Raw genomic sequence first — 20,441 nt, 5'->3', positions numbered from 1 at the left:
TTATTCTTTAACGGTGATAGAGGGTCGATAAAGAATATAACAGCAGACGGGGAAGATTGTTTGATTGGGGAGACAGGAATTTAGGCTATTGAGCGCGGAAAGAAACAAGCCGCTTAATTAAAAGCGGCTTTAATATTAGAGTCTCCTTGCGCAAGCCCCATCAGGATTGCAATAGCAATTTCTCAGTGGAGGGCATTCAGAATCATCCATACAGAAGTTAAATAAACATATAATGTTTGCACTTTCTCCGCCACCAATATTTTTTAATTCGTTTCTGTTTAGGCTTCTGCCCAAAGTCTGTAAGCTTTTCATACGTTTAAAATTGAAGATGAAGTAAGGGATGAATCTATAAAACATCGCTGCGATCGGGATGCATCCCGGATTACTATAACAGTAAGCGCCGGCAAGCTCGCTGTCACAACCGGAAAGTCTTTTCCATAAACGTTGCGAACAGGCTTTTTTCAGATAATTTTATTTCCAGCATGCCTTTACAGGCAGGGGTAAAAGTAATATCGTTGGCCAGTTGCCGGTTGGACGATGGAGACAGTATCCCGCTGAAGGTACAATTGCCATTTATTGCAATAGGTGACATCTCTGTAAGATCTCCTTGCAGGGTAATGGTGTTGCCGGTAAGATTGTTTTCCTGCACAAGTAGTTTTACCCTTATAGCTTGTCTGCTTGGTTTTATCAACCTTGCAGGTAAACTGCCATTAAATGTATAGCCAGCCTTCTGAGGAATAATAATTGCTAACGTATCCGGAGTGGCAGGTCCATCACTTTTTATGGATTTAATGGGCACAATGATGCCGGTATAAGCAGCTGTTATAGTATGCTGTTGGCCATTGTCAGCCAAAGCAACAGCTACAGTGGCATTCCCTGTTATTTGTCCGGTAGATTGCTTAAATGAAATGGTTTCATTTCCGGATTGTATGATATATTGTAGTGGAGCATCCAATAGAATATTTACCGGGTAACGGGCAGTAACCGGGTAAATGATAAACATACTTAATAACAGCAGTAAACAAATGGTAACAGAAAAAGCGATGATACCCCAACGTACCATCCAGGTAGGTGTTTTACCTATTATTTCCTGCACCTCAAAGGAATGCTGATAAGTATGATTGTCTATCATGATAGCGGGTTATTTATCATTTTTGTTTTATCTCTTGCCAATACAGAGGTGTAATGTTTTAACAGATAATGATATATCACCAGTTCGTGCAGCCGCTGGTTAGCCACAAACAGTCTGTTTAGGAACAGGTGTATATAATCCGGTACCAGGTGTCTCAAACCATCCGTGCCGGCCTTTTGCTGATTATCTGATTGGACTATATGTTGGTTAATAGCTTTATTGGCTATGGATCTTGCATGGAATATATCAATAACCGTTGCTGGTATCAGCAATGACTGCAATGGCGCTGTTAGCACCTTGTCAATAGTTTTGCTGTTGTTCCGGTATTTATTATTCAACTGGTACAACAATGATCCGTCACCATTAAACTCCTGGAAGAAACTGTGCTGAAGCTGTTGTAATAAGTATAATTTCTGTGCTGTGGTGTAGCCGAAATCGTTCAATAAACAGTCTACGCCTTTCAATGCAAACAACCAGCGGTTGTGTTCATTTCCTATTGTTTGTATTACAGGGAGTAACTCTATAACTGCTTCACTATCGTGAAAAAAGAATTGCTCACTCAGCTCAATGGTCGTATTCCCGTATCGCTCTATCTCTCGTATATAGGTATCATATTGTATTTTATGTACAATATCATTTGTTATATAGTCTTCAAAAACCTGATTCAGCCTGCTTATTATGTGCTGACTGAATGCAGGATCTGTTGTGTTCCTAAAGCGTATCCGCAGGTGACTATCCGGATCCTGATAACGGATATAAAACCACTGCGTAATAATTTTGGTTTGTTTAAACTCCGTGACCAGGGGTAGCAATTCCTTTGTTAATAGCTTATCTATCCACTTTGCGCCGCAATATATTTTGGCATACAACCATTCGCTGCCTGCTGTAAAAGATCGTGCAACCGCTGCTGCCTGATGTGTTTTATGGTCTGCCACGGGGGTTTCATGACTGGTATGGTAGAATGGGATTACCATTTCATTGCAGTGACTACCCCCTGCACCCATCACAAAGTTGTTGTCTTCATTCACCAGAGATTCATACAAAACGACATCGCCCTTCTGCAACTTATCTGTCAGCAACGCTTGTGCATACTCACAGGAAAGATCAAGGAATAATTCATTGTCGCCTTCCGCCATTACTACTTTTTCAGGTAAATTATATTTTATCAGCAGTAGCTGCAGGCAAGCCGCAGCTGATGCAGTAGCCAGCAAATCATTAAATTCATTTGTAAACAACAGCCAGCGCGCCCGTTTTAATACAAGCTGCCTGTAGCTAATGCGTGGGAGGAAAGAGGTATTCAGAAATATGTTCCAGTCCCACTGTATATTAAACGGGGCGTATTGATTTTGCAGATCACATAAGAACTTATATATAGCCAGACTTTGGGTATAATTATGCGCACTCGTAAGCCTTGGAATAATTTCCTTGTTCAGGCTTTTGGAGCGCAGTATCACGATATTATTTTTCACCGTCACATACAAATCGCTTACCGATAGCTGGAATTTTTCATCCACACTGGCAGTTCCGAGGAAAGGAATTTCGTAGTCATACAGTTGTGGCCTTAGTAATACGTTGCCGGTACGGCCTTCGGGCAGGTGTATTACTTCGGCGACTATCTTATCAGGAAATAAACTTTGTTCATAGTTTACGCATGCCTTCATCTGTTTGGTCAATTCACTATCTCCCGCTGCAAAACGACCCATTAAGGCTAATGCGCCCGGGCCACCGCATGATTTTATAATAAACTGAAAATTGCCTTCCTCTAATTGTGTATTATCCGTTGCCAGGAGGGTACCCATTAAACAGGCCGTTGCGGGGAGGTTGCCCGTATGACCTACTGGCGTTATTTGTTGCAGATCTGCATCCGTTAATTCAATGGAGTAGGCATTTTCCTTCTGGGCGAGCGTAAATTTTTCGAGTACCAGTTTATTATAAACATTCCATACTGTTTGTGCAGGTGGCATACCACCGGGCACAACTAAGTCGTCTACCAGTGGGGTATAACAGGTTTTATCGCCTGCAATCATGCCATACCCTATACCACTCTCGCTGTCTAACACTGTCATTAGTGGCATTTCTCTTTCTTCGTAGCGCTGATAAAACTTTTTACAAAAGTTTTGCAAATCACCGGGTGCAGTAGCCTGGTTTAATACAGTTAGTTGTTGCAGATGACCGGTAATGGTAGCAATTGTTTTGGCGGAAATGTTGTTGACCCTGGTTTTATAAAAAAGATCTACCTGCACCACATCCTTGCCAGTGATAGCAGGGAATTGCGTTTGCAGGATATGACGGATACCAGTATATTGACCGGTACCAATACCTGGCTGGTCCAGTAAGTGTTGTATTTGTTTCAGCAATTGCACAAGGCCGGTTTCGGCTGTACCGGCTTCCAGTTGGGTGGATAATGTTCTGAAATAATCAGGGCCGGTTATCGTAGGATGCCATGGTGATACCAGTATCTGGTTTTGAATGAGTGTTTTTATAAAATCGGCAGCATCTGCTGCTGGTATTGACAAATTGGTAAGTACCGCTATCAGTTGGTGTAAATTGGCTCCTTTGCCGGCTGCAGCTATAATTTGTTCCAGGTAGGGTGTATTCGTAAAGGTGCTAAGAAAATAATGTCTTTTCTTATCCTTTAGCTGGTATTCGTAATACCGGTATGTAGCTCCGGTAAGATACAAGCTGGTGTTGGGATGGTATTTTAATTGTGTGCTAATGGTTTCATCCTGTAGTAACTCATCTGCCAATGACGACAAATAATGCATATCCAGGCGGGTCACTTTATGGTGAGGGTCAGCAGCCAGTACAATATGTGTAGGCTCCTGGCTGATAGTGCCTGAAGCGCATCCCGCAAATAAACCATAAGGTGTGCAGCGGGTGCACATTCTTACGAGGTATTTATAAAGGGTCAGTGCTAATTTATGCTCTTTTTGAGAACGAAGGGAAACGGTGCCGAGCAACCATTGCTGCAGCGTTGCATACAGGTCGGGACTGGCAAGATAAATGGCCTCTTGCAACAAAGGGTTAACAAAAAGAGTTTTTATGGCTGCAGTTAATTCATTGGTATTGTACTTACAATTGGCATGTAATGATAATAGCGTACTATATGGCAATAACGGCACCCGTAATAAATAAAAATCAAATGCTTTCAGCTGGTGATAAGGTTTGGTGTCGTACATGTCTTTAGCTTTTATCAATCTACAGTTACATTAGCCCCCAACGGCTTATTGCAGCTCGCTGGTCGTCTGAGTACTGTTTTCTTCGTGGCCCGATTGTACTGTAATATAAGGCCTTGTTTCTTCCCCTCCTCCTAATACGGCAGCCATTTCGGTTTCACTGAAAGGAATAAATCCTCCTGTGCCTGAAAGCGCTGTCACGTGTTGTGCCCTTTCCTGGTGGCTAAAAATTTGCTTCAGCATGCTATTCATTTTTTAATGTGAATGGTTATACTATTTATCATGAATCAGGAGCTACGTGCAAAGTGTTTACTATTGTGCTTTTACGCATTTTTTTTCGACAAAGATTATTATTATCACGACAAAAAGCAGGTTTTAGTAACTATTTACACCTGTATTCCTAATATTTTTTTTACTTCCTGTTGGAATCTGGTGAAGCTTACGGGCTTAGCCAGGTATCCGTGGTCAGGTCCTATTGTTATATCCTTTATATACGATAAAGGGTAGGCCGTAACAATGATGAAATGACAGTTTTTTTTTCTAAGCAACAGGTTAATACTGTCTCTTTTGACACCCTTTAAATTCACATCCAATAAGATTAAATCCACCTTATTCTCCGATATTAATTGCTCTACGCCTTGCAGTTTATCTGTAGTCATTATCAACTCCACTCTATCTATGCTGCCCAGGTAATTGCTCAATAACTCCACTGCTAGGGGTTCGTCGTCTACTATGGCGCATCTGTAAGGCATATCATTAAACCAGGATTATATGGCAGTGGAAATGGATAGTGTGGGAGCGTTGATGGTTGTGAATACGGTGGTATCATGGGTATTATTAGTGGTATCACTCCATGAGTTCATCATTTTCGTTATACTCAGGTTATTAACAGTGCTGATGTCTGTTTTTGCCACAATTTCTTTATCGAGGCTAAGTTTCAAATGGTGGTGGGGAAAGTCTGGATGTTTCATGTTTTTCTGTTGGATTAATTGACTTTGATTTACGATACAAAAATGCAACAGCCGAAACAGAGACGGATTTTTTTTAGATAAAAGAAGGAACTAGCACGACCAATTATACATAATAGGTGATTTCATGTAATTAGCCGTCCGTCTATTGACAAAAGGGAATAATACAGCGAAGGGGTCTTTCCTGTTTATTATTTATGAAGGTGTGTTTATAAGCAGCGGAGCATTAATTTATTCTTCATCGGTGTTATCATGCGCTATCCCAAGCCGCTTATTCAGCTCCTGTTTGTATTGCTTGGAAATAAGGATGGAGTGATTATTCAACAATTCGGCAGTGTTACCTATTATGTTTTTGATCGCATTCAATTGTACAATATAGGATTTGTGCGCGCGGGTAAACAAACTGGTAGGAAGCATGCCCTCCATATGTTTCATGCGCTGGTATATAATATATGTTTTCTGCGCAGTCACAATTCTTATATAATCTTTCATGCCTTCTACATAATAGATATCGTCAAACACCAGTTTGCACAACTTCTGCCCATCTTTAATAAATATATAGTTATTGGGCACGACCTCTTTAACAGGGAGTTGTTTTTTCTGTTGTAGCAGTATTTTTGCTTTGTTAAGTGCTTTTAAGAAGCGGTCAAAAGCAAAAGGCTTCATCAGGTAATCCACCACATCCAGCTCAAAACTCTCCAGCGCATAGTTGGGACTTGCTGTAGTAAATATTACCAGTGGGGCAAAATGAAGGGAGCGTATCATTTCCACGCCGTTAATAATGGGCATCTGTATATCAGAAAACAGCAGGTCGATAGGCTGCTGCTGCAACACATCCGATGCATCAAAGGCATTTTCGCAAGCCTTTACAAGTTCCAGTTGTGGTACTTTGGCAATATAGGTGATCATTAATTCCCGGGCAATGGGTTCATCGTCTACTACCAGACATTTTATTTTCTGTTCCATTTGGGTTTAATTGGCAAGTGTTAAAGAGAGGATAACTTTGTAATAGTCGGCTGTGTCTTCAATATGGAGTGTGTGACGTCCCGGATAAAGTAGTTCTAATCGCTTGCAGGAGTTGGATTGTCCTATACCGCCTACTTCTCTTTTTACTATCGTTGCTTCGTTTTTGCTATTGCCGATCTCTATTTGTACCTGTGGGCCGTTTGCTTTAATCCTTATAAGTACTTCGCATTTCCCGGCTGCATTACTTTGTCCGTGTTTAAAAGCATTTTCCACGAAGGGAAACATTAAAAGGGGGCCAATCTGTTGATCGTTTATTTCCTGATCATTGCATTCAAACCGGATTTCGGCATTTTTACCATAACGCACGCGTTCCAGCTCTGTATAATTCCTCATAAACGCTACTTCATTTTGCAACGACACTTGTGGCGTATCAGATTCGTAGAGGGTATAGCGCATCATGGAAGAAAGGTGGAGTATTAAACCCGATGCCTGTTGATCACCTTTCAGCGAAAGGGTGTAAATATTATTCAGTGTATTAAACAGGAAATGCGGGTTGAGCTGGGCTTTCAGGAAGTCCAGTTCCAGGTCCAGTTTATCTTTTTCTATGTTTAATCTGCGGATAGTGCTTCTGATAATGTCCAGGACTAGTTTAATGACCATGCTGGGGGCAGCAGCAGTTGCAAAAAACCAGGCTCCTTTCAGCGTACGGTTAAATAAAGAGGCGCTGAATAACCCTTCATTTACTATTTTTTCAATGCTTTCCTTAGTAACAGGGTCGTGGATAGTCAGGTTGTTGTGGATAAATACACAGGTAATGTAATTGAACAGGCTATTTACGAAGAAGGGTATGGCAATACATATAATTCCCGGGATGAATCGTCCCCTCAAAATAAGGTCCGGGACTACAAAATACAATATAAAGTAGAAGAAAAACATGATGCTAAACATGTTTCTTGCACCAAATGCTAAACAGGCGCTCAGGGATTCATTGTAGTTGGCGTAAACCAGGATAGTCTGTAAAATTAATATTATCAGCCACATGGACGCATGCGCTGCCAGTCGGACTCTCTTGGTATAAAACTTTTCAAATTCCCCGGAAATGATCCAGTTCAATATTGGATTGCCTCTTACAGTTGTGCTCTCCACTGCTTTACGTCTCGTAGAAGTTGACATTCGTCGAATAATGTTTCACTGTTAGCTAAATTTTTCGTGCTTAGCAGGACTAAAATAGGTAAAAAAAATTATCGGCAATATTTTTTTCTCATGCAACAACCGGACATATAGTGTTTTTTTATACTTTTTCGCCGTAGAAGTAGCATAAGAGAGTACTCCGACGACTATAAAGACTAAATCCCGGCCAATGAAGGGAGCCCTGTAAAACAGGCTGGGGGCACGCCATTTTAACTAAAATTCAACTATCAGGATGGCCATTTTCCCGCATTATAAGCAGCATGATATGATGGACTGCGGTCCAACTTGTTTGCAGATTATAAGCAAACATTACGGTAAGGTACTTAACATAGAGCGTATCCGCAAACTAAGTGACATTGGCAAAACCGGTGTATCGCTGCTGGGCATTTCCAGGGCCGCAGAGGCATTGGGCATAAGGGCGCAGGGAGGAAGAATTTCCTTTGAGAGCATTGCCGGCAAATCAGTACTACCCTGCATTGTGCATTGGCGCAGGAACCATTTTGTGGTAGTATATAAAATAAGCCGCAACAAAGTGTATGTGTCTGATCCCGCCAGTGGCCTGATAAAATACACACAGGAAGAATTTATAGAAAACTGGGCTTACGCCTGGCAGGGCAATAAAGCCATGGGAGTTATACTCCATCTGAATCCTACTCCTACCTTTTACCAGCAGGAAGATGACATTCCTGTAAAGGGAATGGGGCTGCAATACTTATGGGAGCATGTTTGGCATTATAAAAAACTGTTACTGCAGATAGGTATCGGTTTAGTGGCTGCCAGCGTCATTCAGTTAATATTTCCTTTTCTGACTAAAGGTATTATTGATGTGGGCATACAAAATAAGAGCCTGCATTTTATTTATCTCATGCTCATAGGACAACTACTGCTGAGTGCCGGTCAATTCTTTATTGATTTGTTGCGGGGTTGGGTGTTATTGCATATTACCAGTCGCATCAACATTATGGTGCTGAGCGATTTTTTGCACAAACTAATGCGGTTGCCGTTATCTTTTTTTGATACCAAACTAACCGGCGACCTGCTGCAACGTATAGAAGATCATAAGCGCATTGAAAACCTGCTGACAGGCAATACCATCAATACTTTATTTTCCCTGATAACACTCGTAGTATTTAGTGGTTTGATGCTGCACTATAGTCTGGATATTTTCATTGTTTTTGTTATTGGTAGCGCATTGTATTTAGGCTGGCTGCTGATATTTTTACGCAAGCGCAAAAAGCTTGACTTTAAACGTTTTGAAGCCCGCGCACAAAATCACAGTAAAACCCTCCAGATAATAAACGGGATACACGAAATAAATCTTAACGATAACGGCACACAAAAAATATGGGAATGGGAAAGGTTGCAGGCCAAACTGTTTAACCAAAATATAAAGAGCCTTACCCTTAACCAGAACCAATCTTTAGGGGCCTTATTTATTAACCAGGCGAAAGATATCCTGATTGTTTTCCTGGCTGCCAAAGCAGTACTGGAAGGGCGTGTAAGCGTGGGTGAGATGATGGCGATGCAATTCATCGTTGGTCAGATGAACGGACCTGTAATGCAGATGGCAGGATTCTTACAAACGTTGCAGGATGCCAAAATAAGCATGGAACGTCTGGGACAGATCCATTCCCTGCAGGATGAAGAAATGCCTGAAATGCACCAGCAGCACCACCTGCCTTCCACCAGGAGCATAGCATTGAATGAGGTATCATTTGCCTACCCCGGCGCAGGCAATCAGCAGATATTAAAAGATATCAGCTTCACTATAGCAGAAGGACACACCACTGCCATTGTAGGTGCCAGCGGCAGCGGTAAAACAACCTTATTAAAGCTGTTATTAAAAATGTATCCACCGGTGGAAGGCACTATACAAATAGGTAATAGCACCGACTTCCGCGGCATCAGTCCTAAATTCTGGCGAAGGCAGTGCGGTATTGTAATGCAGGAAGGTTTTATTTTTTCTGATACCATTGCAGGCAACATTATCATGGGCGATGAACAGCCTGATATAGCCCGGCTGGAACATGCACTGGCCATTGCTAATCTGACCCAGTTTGTAAACGACCTGCCATTGGGCCTTAATACAAAAATAGGTGCGGAAGGTAAAGGCATCAGCGGAGGTCAAAAACAACGTATACTGATTGCAAGGGTGGTATATAAAAACCCTGAATATATTTTTCTGGATGAAGCTACAAGTGCATTGGATGCCAATAATGAGAAAATGATTATCCAGCAACTGAACGACTTCTGTAAAGGCAAGACGGTAGTGGTAGTGGCTCATCGCTTAAGCACCGTCAGGAATGCAGATAACATCATTGTATTGCATAAAGGAGAGATAATAGAACAGGGCTCACATAATGAGCTGGTGCAACTGCGCGGTTACTATTATGATCTGATTAAAAACCAGCTGGAATTAGGAAGTTGAAAGCCTGCTAAATTTCATCGTGCGTTCTCACTATTTGGTCTAATAAGTTTCAAGAAACAAAGCAGAAATAACAACTTTGAATTAAGCAATGAGATTAACAGATAGATGTTAAATCTCACTGCAAATAAAAACTCTGAACTATGAAATGGTTAAGTACAATCCTTATAACATTGATTTTATCGGTTGCAGCTAATGCACAAAATGCAGCTATCACCGGTTGGATTGTAGATAAAACCGGTACTCCCATACAATTTGCATCCATCGTATTACTTTCCCAAAATACCAATAAGCCAATAGCACAAACTACCTCTGGTGAGAAAGGAACGTTTAAACTGGAAGCCAAAGCAGGGGAAGCTTATGTGTTGAAAATATTCCAGCTTAACTATGATTTGTACAGCGTGAACATTGCTTCTTTTGCAAATGCAGACATGGGTCGTATCACACTTAATACCAAGTCTGATAACTTAAAAGAAGTAACAGTAGTAGGTAATCCTCCTTTAATTACCCGCAAAGTAGACAGGGTAGTATTGAATGTACAGAGTAATCCGCTGACTGCAGGTAAATCTTCACTGGAGTTATTTAAACTGGCACCAGGTGTATCTGTACTAAACGGAAACATAAGCATAAACGGCATCACACATGCAAGGGTAATGCTGAACGGAAGAATGTTGAATTTAGCCGGTGCTGAGCTGATTAATTTTCTTACTACGCTGAGAGCAGAAGAAATAGCCAGCATAGAAATAATTGCTAATCCACCAGCAGAATATGCTGCGTCTGCCGGAGGGCTCATTAATATCGTGTACAAAAAGCAACGAAAAGACGGACTCAATGGTTCCATCAGCAGTAGCTATGTACAAGGCAGGTATGCAGGAGCAGGTGAAAGCGCATCGTTGAATTATAAACAGAATAAGGTGACCCTGTTTGGTAGCTACAGTATGAACTGGGATAACGGATATGGAAGTGACTGGACTACCAGAACAAATGACAAGGGAGATTTTAATTACAAAGAAAGTTCATTCAGAAAAGATACTTATGCCGGCCGCAGGTTAAGAGTAGGTGGAATCTACGATATCAATAAGAATCAGTACATGGGAATTGAATATTCCAATTCCGGCTGGAAGGAAAAATCTCCTTATCAAACTATTACTACCCTCGGAAATACCGGTGCTAAAGACATTGTATTGAATGGTATTTTCCCTCAAAATCATGATGCATCTTATAACAACCTTGGATATAATTATAATATAAAATTAGACTCACTGGGTACTGCTCTTACTTTCACAACAGATTATACCTGGAATACCTCTACCAAAAAGAACAGTGCAGCTTCCAATTATTACGACGAAGTAAGCGGGAGATTTGGAGACACCTCGTATCGTAATACGATACCGGCCAACTCCCAGGTATATTCAGCGGATATAAAACTGGATAAACCATTATCTAAATCGGCAGCTATCAGTTTGGGTGGCAAGTTGGTAATGGCTGCTATTGATAATGATGTACAATTCGAAAACTTTAAAAATGCAACCTGGATAAAGGATCTAACCCAAAGCTACCAATACCGGTATAAAGAAGATATCTATGCAGGTTTCTTAAACTATACAGGCACGGTTTTTAAAACCGACATCAAAATAGGATTACGTGCAGAATACACCAATACAGACGGGCATCTGCTGACAGCTGATACTGTCAGAGATAACCGGAAAAGTTACCTGGGATGGTTTCCAAGTCTGTTCCTGCAGAAGACCCTGAACGAAAAAGCAGGCAACAGTATTGCGTTCTCTTTCAGAAGAGGTATTGACAGGCCTTCCTATACCCAACTGAATCCATTTGTAATATATATTGATAACTATACTACTCTTGAAGGAAATCCGTATCTGAAACCTCAATATGCCAACTCATTTCAGTTGACGTATACCTATCACGAAGATTATTCCTTATCGTTTATCTATCAAAGGGCCAATGATGTCATCTTCAATATCTTACACACACGCCCAGGAGACAGCCTGTCCGTATATTATGCGCCGGAAAATCTGGATATACGTGATAACTACATTGTCATATTGAGTACGCCATTACAGGTAACCAAATGGTGGAATATGAACAACACTTTTGCTTTCAAACAGGAAAAGATGAAGTTCAAAGACTTCCAGTACAATAAGCCTATAGTATTTATACAAACCGCCCAGGACATAGTGTTACCAGCCAAAATGAGGCTCAGTGTAAGTGGATTATATTATTCAAACATCATGCAGGGTAATATAGCTGTAGATGGTTTTTACAGAATAGATATGGGATTACAGAAGGCATTCATGAAAGATAAACTGATAGCCAAAATAAATGTGAACGATGTGTTTAACACAGAAAAGAGCAGAACAAAAACAATCTACCAACACTACATTCAAAATGGTCTGGAAAAAAATCAGACACAGAGCATAGCCCTTCAGTTGATATATAATTTCAAGCTTGGGAAAGCCTTTACTGTAAAGGAAATGGACCGTAGTAACAGCGATGAAAAGAGCAGGTTAGGTAGTAAGTAAATGATGAGTATTAATTAAACGCATTGTTATAACAAGAGGGGGAAGCTGAAAACCCTTAATCAGAGTAAGCATAAACAGTAATTGAAATCAAATTAACATGTCTACAGAAAAAAAAGACCTGGGTTTAACCCCTCTGAAAGAAAACGAATTAGGACAAATCGAAGGTGGATTTGCTGAAGTTGACGGTGTTGAAACCGCATCAGTTGATGACACAAACTTCCTTTGCGGTATCAACATCAGCAAATGTGGTAAAACTACTACTGTCCCTACCACTCCTGCCCCTACTGCCTAAGCAAGCAGCTATTTTTTAGCATCCTCCGGAACCGTCATTCCCCTCTGGTTCACTTATGCAATAAATTAAACCTATTGTTATAACAAAGGAGGATGCTGAAAAATCGCATCAGGTAAATTTCAAATCAAACACAATAGGATAGGGTGTAATTCCCTATCCTATATTTCTGGACAGATAAGAACTGATATATGAAATTAAGCCATTTTAATAATGCCGTAGGATACAAAGACAAGGTAGTGCTGTACAATTCCCGCAGTAATAAATTCCTGTTAGTAGAACCGATGTTGCAAGCGTTGATGGAGGCCGGCAAAACATCATCCAATATAGAAGAACTGGCCAATTATCATCCCAAGTTTTATAAAGCACTGCAAACAAAGGGATTTATTGTAGAGGAAACACTTGATGAAATACAAGAGGTAAAAGACTGGAGCGCAAAGATAGATGGGAATGAAAATACCTATCATCTTGTGATTAACCCTACCATGAACTGTAATTTCAAGTGCTGGTATTGTTATGAATCTCATATAAAGGATTCTAAAATGACGGAATCTACCCTGGATAATCTTAAGAAGCATATTGTAGCCGTTTTACAGAATAAACCCGGATTAAAGTATTTCCATGTGGATTGGTTTGGAGGAGAACCGCTGTTATTTTTCGACAAAGTGATAGATCCGATACTGGAATATGGAACTAAAATATGCCAGGAATATGGAGTAGCATTCAGCACATCGTTCACTACCAATGCATTTCTGATCAATCCTGCAATGATTGAGCGTTTTAAGTTGTACAAAATAACTGATTTTCAGATTACGCTGGATGGCAACCGCGAGACGCATAATAAAGTACGCTTTGTTAACGCCAAAAGAGGATCCTACGATGAAATAGTAGCCAATGTTGCAGCCCTGTGTACTGCCGGGTTCCATGTAACACAACGGATAAACTATACTAAAGACACCCTGAATAACCTCGAAAGTATTGCAGACGATCTGCAAAAGGTACCAAGAGAATTCCGCCACAATATTTCTATTTCCCTTCACAAGGTATGGCAGGTAGAGGATGATACCTTGAACGACAGAGTTACTGAACTGATACAATACTTCATCAGTGCTGGCTTTTATGCCGCTTACGGGGGTACACCGGATAATGTGAGGCATTCCTGTTACGCAGATAAAAGAAATCATGCTACTATCAATTATAACGGAGAGGTATATAAATGTACGGCCCGTAATTTCTCGAGTGAAACCAGGGAAGGGCTGCTGAATGATGATGGTAGCATTACCTGGAATGAGAAGTTTGAGAAACGCATGAACATTAAGTTTAAGAATAAACCTTGCTTAAGTTGTCCGATTATGCCTATCTGCAACGGAGGATGTTCTCAGGTGGCACTGGAAAGTAACGGGGAAGACTATTGCGTATATGATTTCAAAGATCATTTGAAAAAAGAGGTGGTGTTGAATAAATTTCTGGAGACGTTAAATACAAGAGCGTTAAAAATTGCATAATACCATAAACTGCGTCATATGGAACTTAAACTTTCCCGGTATATCGTAGAAGTGACTATTCCGCAATTCGAATCGGAACCAACAGCCGATCGCCTGCTCTATTCTACCCGTAGTGGTAAAACAATCCGGCTAAGCCGTCGTTATCTGGACATATTATACACAGCTAACTTTACCCTGCTTCCGGATAAACTATTTTCTTTACTGTTTGATAATGAAATACTGATACCGGCAGAGGAAGAAGAAAAAGAAGCACTGTTAACCCGCAACTTACTGGCGTTGGAAGATGTAACCGGTAACTCCGCTACACTGTTGGTGCCGGTAAAAACAACGCCTGATAATAATTTTTTTGATGCCGTGATGGTTCAATTGAACAGTGTCCTGGCAACTATCAGCACTAATAATATAAAAGGTTTCAAATATACTATCCGCTTACTGATGGTCATTCAGCATTCTGTTACAGACCTGGATTGGCTGCTGTTATTAGACACGCGCTTACGGGAAATTAAGTCACCTGTTAAGACAACCTTTACATTAAACATGCTGTATGCCACCGGAGGATATAATAACCTGGTAATTCCTCCCCTTCAGGCATTGACAGTAAACCGGCTTTTTTTTGTTTTTAATGAAGAGAAATATAATAACCTGCAACATAGTACTGCTGATATTGACATCATACAAAGGGATCTCCTAACAGGTCAGGGCCATCCCGGGCTGCGGGTACAAATGGTTTTCAATGTAACTGATAAGAGCTGGAATAACTGGAGCGGGCAGTTTATCCATGCTATCAGCGCCAGCGCCAGACACCAAAAAGTAGTCATTGAATTTGCCATGGACAAGCCCGTATCAGAAATGAAGGAACTGGAAAAAGAATTGATCTATTTTCTTTCTGATTGCCGCATTAAGTGTAAATGGTTGCCCCGGCCTTATCATCTTTGTTTTGTTCCGGCGCTGCAGCAGGAAGATTTATCCCCACTGTCTGTCAATCAATCAGGTATACAATTGATCAATACCGACTTAAATCTGGATGGGAAAGAACTATTGCAGATAATCAGGTATTTATCGGCAACAACATACCATCCCTGTAATCAACAATTGCCACTGCATGAGCAATTCCCGGATACATACTCCGTCAGCAACATACAGGAACGGATACTGGTTACAGCCGGTATTCCTTTGCGTAGACAACAGTTGGAAACGCTATAAAAGATAATACTGATTAAAAACTATGACATGATGCTTTTGACCACAGGCGCTTCACTCATGCATACTGCTGAGAGGCTGGAAGCTTTTTTTAATGATGTATTGTTAGCACAGTTAACCCAGAAGGACAAGCATACTTTATATCCATTAAATTCCTGGTTTCTGAAAGGGCTTAACTATAGCAAGTCAGGAAGTATGGTATTGGCAAAGTATTACTTTGAACAGGGGGAGCGGTATGAGCAAACACTGCCCAAAGGCACATTGCTTTGGAGGGCGGTACAAAATGAATACCTGCCCAAAAAAGCGTATTACTTATATAAAACCGGCGAAAGAGATTTCGCCGAAAAAATGCTGCATGACGTTATGCTTAATATGCAAACGATGGAGCAGCAGGGTTTTGAGTACCTGGTGTTTAGCCGTATCCAGCAATATCATAACCTCGTCAGGATGTATTTTGCTTATGGGCAAACAGATGAAGCCATCAGGCTTTCAGCAGAGGTGGTTGCATTTTTACTGAAAGGGCATTCTGAAAAATTAATTGATCTGAACGTTCCGCTGGTTCAACATCCTGAGAAATATGAACTATTCAAATACCTTTTTATATGCCAGATATTGTTTGAAACACTTAATGTAATGATAGCATTTTTAAAGGAACCCCAGCTGACAATAAAGGTAAATGAGCTGTTACAGGTTATTTTACCAGCAGCAGAACAATATCAGCCGTTTTCTGATGATGCTGACTTAACAAAACAAACGATCCTACTTTTTGAATCATTTTATGCAGGTAACTACAAACTGTTTTGTGAAAAGGCTGATTTATTTGCAGTGAATAATCCCGTACAATATATACAGGCAAAACATTGCCTTGAATTATATACGGAGTTGTGCCGTAAAACATACATGTAGTCAGTAATAAAATATATCTATGATATTTCTTTCCGCACAACCTGATGAGGTGTTTTTTCTCTGGCAGTTAGAGGTACTGCTATATAATTTTAAACAGGTAGGCATAGATCCGGCCTGTATCCATATATTATTGGGCGTAGATCCGCGTATCGGGCTAAAAATGGAATATAAGTCGCTGGTGGCCCGGCAGGACCTGGCTCAGTTTTTTATTTACCCCGATAACAGAGAAAACCCTAAGTACGTATCAGGAATAAGACCGCATATCATTAAACAGCATTTTAATAAAAATCCATGGTTGCAGCAGGAGACCCTGTTTTACCACGACTGTGATATTATTTTCCGCGAACTGCCGGATATGCAGGAAATGGAAGCAGATAATACGTGGTATGTTTCCGACACCAAAAGCTACCTGGACACAAAGTACATACTGAAGCACGGGACTAAAGTATTGGATGATATGTGCAGTATTGTAGGCATTGATAAAGAGCAGGTAATAGTTAACGATGAAAACGCCGGTGGTGCACAGTATATTCTAAAAGGAACAGACTATACTTTCTGGAATAAGGTGGAGAACGATGCGGAAAAATTGTTTACGCAGCTGAAGGATACTAAGGAAAGCTATGCTATAGCCTATGCGCAGGAAACCGGAGAGGAGATTAGTGCATATGCTGGCATTCAGGCATGGTGTGCAGATATGTGGGCTGTACTGTGGAATGGGCTGTTAAGTGGAAATCGGGTGAAAATCAGCAAGGAACTTGACTTTTGCTGGCCTATCAATAAAATTGAAAGATGGGATGAATGCAAAATATTTCATAATGCGGGCATAGTTGGAAATCAGGCAAGAAAGTATTTCTGCAAAGGCTCGTATGAACATAAAGTACCCTACTTCGAATTATTTGGCTATGTGGATAAAACATCCTGTAGTACCAGATATGTAGAAGTCATGAATAACTATATTAAATCCTCCAAAATAGTTCTTAAAGACACGACTATATTGATACCGGTAAGAATTGATTCGCCTGACAGGATGAATAATCTGCATACTATCCTCCGGTATATTGATACTTATTTTGAAACAAATGTGATAGTACTTGAAATTGATGATTCCCCCAAAGTGAATAGGGAGGTTATACCACCTTATGTCAGGTATTGTTTCCAATATGATGAGCGTGCTATCTACTATCGCACTTACTATAACAACCAGTTGTTGAACATGTGTGAAACCCCGTACGCAGCCATATTCGATACAGATGTTGTGGTGCCACCCAATCAGCTGTTGTGGGCAGTAGAATATCTCCGTCATATGGGAATGTCGCTGGTATATCCTTTTAGTGGCGGCTGTTATTTTGTGGATAACAACTTCAGCAATCTTTTTCGCAAACAGTTGGATTTTGGCATTCTTAATAATTACAGGGATTGTTTCTATGAAACACCTGTGGATGGATATGGTGGTGTTTTTGTAGTGAACCTGGACACGTTTAAACGGTTAGGCATGGAAAACATAAACCTGGTAGGGTGGGGGCCGGAAGACCAGGAGCGGTATAAGCGGTTTAAAATAGCCGGAGAAAAAATAAAAAGAATTGAGGGGCCATTGTATCATTTGCATCATATCAGGAAAGAAAATTCAAATTTTCATAACAACCAGCTGGAGTTAAGCAACAGGCATGAGTTTTTGAAGGTATGCAATATGTCCACCGCGGCCTTGCAGGAGTATATTCATGAAATGAAGAGTGAAGGTTATCAACCACCTGCTTTACGATACATTTAAAAGAATAAATTCAGTATGAAAACAATGACAGCAAGTGAAGCCATACAAACACGTGAAGAGCATCTGGAGAGGATAGCCAGGTATTTGTTGTTAAATGGCGGGTTTACAAATAATATTAGCTTAAACGCCGGCAAAACAGGTATATCATTCTTTATGCTGCATTATGCCAGATATAAGCAGGTGAAAATGTACCATTCTTTTGGAGAAGATCTGCTACAGGAAGTTTTTAATACCATGAATTTAAAATCAGGTAAGGGTTTTGGAACCGGGCTGGCAGGAATAGCATGGAGCATAGAACACCTGTTGCAGCATGATTTAATACAGATGAACGAGTCCTCCCTGGAAGTATTAGTTGATATAGATGACGCAGTATATGCCTGGAATTATGAATTAACCTGGGGATTTTCCGAAGGCTTAACAGGATATCTCCTGTATATGCAAAACCGTATCAATCGTGAAGGCTATAATTCCGAAGACCTTGATAAAATTATACGGTATGAAGTTTATATCAGTATGATAGACCGGCTGGAAAGAATTTTTATAAGGAAATTCAGAGAAGATAGCAACGCCCTTTCCAGATTTATAGCCGATAATAAATATACCGCTACCGCGAAGAACACAGAGATATGCAATCATGCGAAAGTAATTACCATCCTGGCCAGAAGCCTGCATTATGATATATATCCTGTCGTTACAATGCGACTGCTGGAGAGGATGATAGCATGTATTAATCCTGCTTTTGCAGCTATGAAACAAAATATTCCAGACAATCTGCACGATGCGTTCATGCATTTTAATATACAGGTGGAATTATGCCAGGCCTGTTGGAATGCCTGGAAGTACACTGGCAATGAAAGTTGGAGAGATACCGCCAGAGAGCAGCTGCTGGCAGCCATTGATACCTACATGCCCCTGACAGGTGCTGCATTTGATAATATAGTCTATCTGCAGAAAACTATCTTCATGGCACAGGTGTACAGACGTGCTTACCTCGAAATGCAGGAACCGGCATTTGAGCGTGCCTGCAATGAAATCACCGATCATTTAATTAGTCTGTCGTATACAGCTATTGCAAAGGAAAATGATAAGTGCATGGGCATAACAGAAGGTTTGGCCGGCATCGGCCTGGTTGTTTTATCAGGTATAGACGCCGAAACCTGTTTCTGGGATGAATGTTTGTTAATCAGTTAAGATAATCAGAGCTATATGTTACACATCGTTAGAATATTTGATGCAACCGCTGTTGGCCCATCAGTATTAGATACTCTCCTTACTTCATCATGGGAAAAAGGGGAGTACTTATCTTATAAGATATATATCGGCAGCAATAAATATGTGGAGTATACAGAACAAGAAATAAATGGTGAGGTATATATTTATATTCCTTTCCCCTATACTATAAAATACCTGGCAAACATATCAGCGCCGGAGCTTAAAAAATATTCCATACGGCTGGCCGACCTGCTGGAGCAACGTTTCTGTGGAAAATCAAACCTTCTTTTCCATTTTGAAAATGCTAACTGGGGCTACCTCGCACAGCGTATCAAAACAACATTGAATGCTATTATTACATGCGGATATAATGGAACAACAATAACCGGCAATACCATGCAGCTGGCCATGATAACATGCGCAAACAGCATACTTTGCACCAGTCAGGTTGCCAGGAAACAATTGCTGGTCGCTTATCCGCATGCCATCGAAAAGGTAACCGTAATATATAATGTTACCACCCGGATAAATAAAACAGCGATTCTTCCGGAGCAACGTAATGCCTCCAAAATAGCCTGGGGGCTTCAGCCGGAGGAAACTATATTTGTTTTTAACAAACAAATAGCCGGAGAGCAATATAATATGCAGTCTCTTATTCTTGCATTCAGCGCTTTTAAACAGGAGATCCCGCAGGCCAGGTTATTTATCCTCCACGAACCGGATATCATGTCATATCCAGCATTTATAGAGAAGAACTTATGGAGTAGTATCACTTTTATTAACGGCTTGTCAGAGGGCGAAGTGATGGAGTTATATGCCACCGCGAATGCTGTTATCATGCCTGCGCTCACCGAAGATAACTTTCTATACATTTTATTATTGTTACAAAGAGGGATTCGCTTTATTTATGATAACGCACCGGATGATAACAGCTGGTTTAATGAGCTGGTAAATATGGAAGTGGTAAAGCCTCTAACAAGCAACAGTAGTAGCACGCACTATTTATTGCATCAGTTGAAGAATGTGCTTACACAAAATAATAATGCACCCGGGAAAATGCTGCCGGCCGCTTTTACAACAGCATTTATACAGGAACAGCTCATAGCTGTTTATGAGAAGATACTGGGTGCTAGCGTAATCGGCTGAACGTAAAACTTAAT

Annotated in this window: 16 protein-coding genes; 9 read left to right on the top strand and 7 right to left on the bottom strand. The window is 40.6% G+C overall.

The window, feature by feature from the left end:
• Window positions 1-415: 415 nt before the first annotated feature.
• From CLV51_RS04020 to CLV51_RS03990, 7 genes are all read right to left on the bottom strand, one after another.
• Window positions 416-1,132 carry a hypothetical protein gene (locus tag CLV51_RS04020; RefSeq protein WP_106526710.1) on the bottom strand — a complete coding sequence of 239 codons (717 nt, stop codon included), beginning with the start codon at window positions 1,130-1,132 and terminating at the stop codon, window positions 416-418.
• Window positions 1,129-4,311 carry a lantibiotic dehydratase gene (locus CLV51_RS04015; protein WP_106526709.1) on the bottom strand — a complete coding sequence of 1,061 codons (3,183 nt, stop codon included), beginning with the start codon at window positions 4,309-4,311 and terminating at the stop codon, window positions 1,129-1,131. The genes CLV51_RS04020 and CLV51_RS04015 overlap by 4 nt, the downstream gene beginning before the upstream one ends.
• 45 nt (window positions 4,312-4,356) lie before the next feature.
• The gene (locus tag CLV51_RS04010) at window positions 4,357-4,551 is read right to left on the bottom strand and encodes a hypothetical protein (protein WP_106526708.1); all 195 of its coding nucleotides are present in this window, start codon (window positions 4,549-4,551) and stop codon (window positions 4,357-4,359) included.
• Between the two features lie 143 nt (window positions 4,552-4,694).
• A complete protein-coding gene (locus CLV51_RS04005; protein ID WP_106526707.1) occupies window positions 4,695-5,060 on the bottom strand; it encodes a LytR/AlgR family response regulator transcription factor in 366 nt (121 codons plus the stop codon).
• Between the two features lie 15 nt (window positions 5,061-5,075).
• On the bottom strand, window positions 5,076-5,279 hold the full coding sequence (locus CLV51_RS04000; RefSeq protein ID WP_106526706.1) for a hypothetical protein: 204 nt from the start codon (window positions 5,277-5,279) through the stop codon (window positions 5,076-5,078).
• 228 nt (window positions 5,280-5,507) lie between these two features.
• A complete protein-coding gene (locus CLV51_RS03995) occupies window positions 5,508-6,242 on the bottom strand; it encodes a LytR/AlgR family response regulator transcription factor (protein WP_106526705.1) in 735 nt (244 codons plus the stop codon).
• A 6-nt stretch (window positions 6,243-6,248) separates the two neighbouring features.
• A complete protein-coding gene (locus tag CLV51_RS03990; protein WP_106526704.1) occupies window positions 6,249-7,415 on the bottom strand; it encodes a sensor histidine kinase in 1,167 nt (388 codons plus the stop codon).
• 250 nt (window positions 7,416-7,665) lie between these two features.
• On the opposite strand from CLV51_RS03990, the gene CLV51_RS03985 reads away from it, so the two are divergent.
• From CLV51_RS03985 to CLV51_RS03945, 9 genes are all read left to right on the top strand, one after another.
• Window positions 7,666-9,861, top strand: coding sequence for a peptidase domain-containing ABC transporter (locus tag CLV51_RS03985; protein ID WP_106526703.1), 2,196 nt, complete (start codon window positions 7,666-7,668; stop codon window positions 9,859-9,861).
• Between the two features lie 140 nt (window positions 9,862-10,001).
• On the top strand, window positions 10,002-12,401 hold the full coding sequence (locus CLV51_RS03980; RefSeq protein WP_106526702.1) for an outer membrane beta-barrel family protein: 2,400 nt from the start codon (window positions 10,002-10,004) through the stop codon (window positions 12,399-12,401).
• Between the two features lie 97 nt (window positions 12,402-12,498).
• Window positions 12,499-12,693: a hypothetical protein gene (locus CLV51_RS03975; RefSeq protein ID WP_106526701.1), complete on the top strand. Its 195-nt coding sequence runs from the start codon at window positions 12,499-12,501 to the stop codon at window positions 12,691-12,693.
• A gap of 188 nt (window positions 12,694-12,881) precedes the next feature.
• The gene (locus CLV51_RS03970; RefSeq protein ID WP_106526700.1) at window positions 12,882-14,195 is read left to right on the top strand and encodes a radical SAM/SPASM domain-containing protein; all 1,314 of its coding nucleotides are present in this window, start codon (window positions 12,882-12,884) and stop codon (window positions 14,193-14,195) included.
• Between the two features lie 18 nt (window positions 14,196-14,213).
• Window positions 14,214-15,398, top strand: coding sequence for a hypothetical protein (locus CLV51_RS03965; protein WP_106526699.1), 1,185 nt, complete (start codon window positions 14,214-14,216; stop codon window positions 15,396-15,398).
• A 27-nt stretch (window positions 15,399-15,425) separates the two neighbouring features.
• Complete coding sequence (locus CLV51_RS03960) at window positions 15,426-16,301, top strand: hypothetical protein (RefSeq protein WP_106526698.1); 876 nt, start codon at window positions 15,426-15,428, stop codon at window positions 16,299-16,301.
• A 19-nt stretch (window positions 16,302-16,320) separates the two neighbouring features.
• Entirely contained in the window at window positions 16,321-18,069 is a 1,749-nt protein-coding gene (locus CLV51_RS03955; RefSeq protein WP_106526697.1) for a galactosyltransferase-related protein, read from the top strand.
• Window positions 18,070-18,084: 15 nt separating this feature from the next.
• On the top strand, window positions 18,085-19,260 hold the full coding sequence (locus CLV51_RS03950) for a glycoside hydrolase family protein (protein WP_106526696.1): 1,176 nt from the start codon (window positions 18,085-18,087) through the stop codon (window positions 19,258-19,260).
• A gap of 15 nt (window positions 19,261-19,275) precedes the next feature.
• Entirely contained in the window at window positions 19,276-20,427 is a 1,152-nt protein-coding gene (locus CLV51_RS03945) for a glycosyltransferase family protein (protein ID WP_106526695.1), read from the top strand.
• Window positions 20,428-20,441 lie beyond the last annotated feature (14 nt).

Source organism: Chitinophaga niastensis, assembly GCF_003014755.1.
Lineage (GTDB): Bacteria > Bacteroidota > Bacteroidia > Chitinophagales > Chitinophagaceae > Chitinophaga > Chitinophaga niastensis.
The sequence above is the reverse complement of the archived record's forward strand: the minus strand, read 5'-3'. Positions and strand labels throughout refer to the sequence as shown.

Excerpts from the sequence above, each read along its gene's own strand:
- CLV51_RS04020 (WP_106526710.1), bottom strand. The coding sequence starts at position 1,132 with ATGATAGACAATCATACTTATCAGCATTCCTTTGAGGTGCAGGAAATA.
- CLV51_RS04015 (WP_106526709.1), bottom strand. The coding sequence starts at position 4,311 with ATGTACGACACCAAACCTTATCACCAGCTGAAAGCATTTGATTTTTAT.
- CLV51_RS04010 (WP_106526708.1), bottom strand. The coding sequence starts at position 4,551 with ATGCTGAAGCAAATTTTTAGCCACCAGGAAAGGGCACAACACGTGACA.
- CLV51_RS04005 (WP_106526707.1), bottom strand. The coding sequence starts at position 5,060 with ATGCCTTACAGATGCGCCATAGTAGACGACGAACCCCTAGCAGTGGAG.
- CLV51_RS04000 (WP_106526706.1), bottom strand. The coding sequence starts at position 5,279 with ATGAAACATCCAGACTTTCCCCACCACCATTTGAAACTTAGCCTCGAT.
- CLV51_RS03995 (WP_106526705.1), bottom strand. The coding sequence starts at position 6,242 with ATGGAACAGAAAATAAAATGTCTGGTAGTAGACGATGAACCCATTGCC.
- CLV51_RS03990 (WP_106526704.1), bottom strand. The coding sequence starts at position 7,415 with ATGTCAACTTCTACGAGACGTAAAGCAGTGGAGAGCACAACTGTAAGA.
- CLV51_RS03985 (WP_106526703.1), top strand. The coding sequence starts at position 7,666 with ATGGCCATTTTCCCGCATTATAAGCAGCATGATATGATGGACTGCGGT.
- CLV51_RS03980 (WP_106526702.1), top strand. The coding sequence starts at position 10,002 with ATGAAATGGTTAAGTACAATCCTTATAACATTGATTTTATCGGTTGCA.
- CLV51_RS03975 (WP_106526701.1), top strand. The coding sequence starts at position 12,499 with ATGTCTACAGAAAAAAAAGACCTGGGTTTAACCCCTCTGAAAGAAAAC.
- CLV51_RS03970 (WP_106526700.1), top strand. The coding sequence starts at position 12,882 with ATGAAATTAAGCCATTTTAATAATGCCGTAGGATACAAAGACAAGGTA.
- CLV51_RS03965 (WP_106526699.1), top strand. The coding sequence starts at position 14,214 with ATGGAACTTAAACTTTCCCGGTATATCGTAGAAGTGACTATTCCGCAA.
- CLV51_RS03960 (WP_106526698.1), top strand. The coding sequence starts at position 15,426 with ATGATGCTTTTGACCACAGGCGCTTCACTCATGCATACTGCTGAGAGG.
- CLV51_RS03955 (WP_106526697.1), top strand. The coding sequence starts at position 16,321 with ATGATATTTCTTTCCGCACAACCTGATGAGGTGTTTTTTCTCTGGCAG.
- CLV51_RS03950 (WP_106526696.1), top strand. The coding sequence starts at position 18,085 with ATGAAAACAATGACAGCAAGTGAAGCCATACAAACACGTGAAGAGCAT.
- CLV51_RS03945 (WP_106526695.1), top strand. The coding sequence starts at position 19,276 with ATGTTACACATCGTTAGAATATTTGATGCAACCGCTGTTGGCCCATCA.